The sequence below is a fragment of the Thiohalocapsa sp. genome, assembly GCF_019695415.1.
Lineage (GTDB): Bacteria > Pseudomonadota > Gammaproteobacteria > Chromatiales > Chromatiaceae > Thiohalocapsa.
In genome coordinates this window covers 1-1,568 of sequence record NZ_JAIFKJ010000454.1, presented here as the reverse complement: position 1 = coordinate 1,568, position 1,568 = coordinate 1, and the positions used below count along the sequence as shown (strand labels likewise).

At 64.2% G+C, this 1,568-nt stretch carries 4 protein-coding genes; all 4 read right to left on the bottom strand.

Features of this window, described 5'->3' with window-relative positions:
• Window positions 1-59 precede the first annotated feature (59 nt).
• A complete protein-coding gene (locus tag I6U14_RS12755) occupies window positions 60-482 on the bottom strand; it encodes a hypothetical protein (protein ID WP_296899872.1) in 423 nt (140 codons plus the stop codon).
• Window positions 483-746: 264 nt separating this feature from the next.
• The gene (locus I6U14_RS12750) at window positions 747-917 is read right to left on the bottom strand and encodes a hypothetical protein (protein WP_296899868.1); all 171 of its coding nucleotides are present in this window, start codon (window positions 915-917) and stop codon (window positions 747-749) included.
• A gap of 40 nt (window positions 918-957) precedes the next feature.
• Window positions 958-1,134 carry a hypothetical protein gene (locus I6U14_RS12745; protein ID WP_296899866.1) on the bottom strand — a complete coding sequence of 59 codons (177 nt, stop codon included), beginning with the start codon at window positions 1,132-1,134 and terminating at the stop codon, window positions 958-960.
• Between the two features lie 118 nt (window positions 1,135-1,252).
• Window positions 1,253-1,568: aminotransferase class I/II-fold pyridoxal phosphate-dependent enzyme (locus I6U14_RS12740; protein WP_296899864.1), on the bottom strand; the 316-nt coding region annotated here is incomplete at its 5' end.

Genomic DNA, 1,568 nt, shown 5'->3' with positions numbered 1-1,568 from the left:
CGGGTTAGGGGAGGGGAAAGGGGCGCGCGCGGCCCGCGCGCGGCTGGTGTTGCGCTGGCCTAGAAGCGGTGCGTGAGGGTGCCGCGAATGATGACGTCGTCCTGCTGCGCCTCGCCGGTGTTCGGATCCGGGGCGGTCTGAACGTCCCTCATCTCGAATTTCGTTTCGTCCGGCGCGCCGTAGAGCAGCTCAAGCCCGAAATCGAACTTCGGCAAGGTTCCAATGTAGCCGATGCCTGGAATGTTCAGCGGTGTGCCCTCGCTGTCCCCTGGGCTGGCGGATGTCGGGTCGATCATGCGCAGCGCGGGAAGCTCATCCTGCACCGGCGTGCCGGGCGCGGACCTTAGTTCCGCGGGCGCTTCAACCACGGCCGTGCCAGGCACGGATGGCGCGCTGTCCACTTCGCTGAAGGCGGATGCCGCGCCCGATCCGATGACGAGGCCGGCCACGCCTGCAAGAACTGTCAATGCTAATTTGCGCATAGGTCTTACTCCCGCTGCTACGCTCAACATGGCTCCACGCCGCGGCGGATGCAAGTTTCTCCCGCGAACTCTTAAGCACTTGTTAAAGAACGAGAAATCAGGGCGAGATTGTGAATCTGTGTTGCACACGCAACAGGAGATAGGCTGCAAACTCAGGTTGTTGCGGCCTGATCAGAGCGCAAAATCAGGGGGTTCGCGCGCCTCGGGCCGGATTCCCACAGCTTATGCACAGGACGCGGGCCTGTCCGGCGAATCGAAGGCGACTCAGACGCCGTCCGCAAGCACCCCGAGCATCAGCACGATATAGCCGGCCAGCAGGAGCCAGAAGGAGACGTCGGTGACGAACGGAATGTAATGCACCACGCCCGCCACGCCGAGACCGGCCAGAATGACGGACATCAGAAACACGCTGAGCCGCGGCCGGTAGAGTCGCATCCAGCACCTCCCTATCAGCGCCGTTTCAGCCGGCCGGGCGTCAAAATCCCTTCAGCACATTGCCGAGCGCCAGCAGCAGGAACGCCGCCAGAGCGATGTAGAAGCCCGGGATCGGGACATAGATTGCGACCTGCGGGACGAACTGGACCACGAGCGCCAGGATCGCAATCAGCAAGGACAGGCGGAAAGTCAGCTTGGTCGGCGGCGACAGCATCATCTGTGTTACTCCCCCGTTAACGCCCGACGCCGTTGCAGATAGACGATAAGGGGGTCGGCTGGCAAGCGGGATCGCCGCCGCCGGCCGCCGCGGCGCGCAAGCGTGGCCCTCGCGCCGCTCAGGAAAGGCTGGCGCAGAACCGCTGGATGCGCTTGCAGGCCTCTTCGAGCGCCTGCGTCGAGGTCGCGTAGGAGATGCGGAAGAAGGGCGACAGCCCGAATGCCTCGCCGTGGACCACCGCCACGCCTTCATCCTCCAATAGCGCCGTCACGAAATCCTCGTCGGTGTGCAGCGTCTTGCCGGCCGGCGTCGTCTTGTTCATGCAGCCGGCGCATGAGGGGTAGACATAAAACGCGCCTTCGGGCGTCGGGCAGTCGAGCCCGGGCGCCTGGTTCAGCATCGAGACGACCAGATCGCGCCGTTCCTTGAAGACC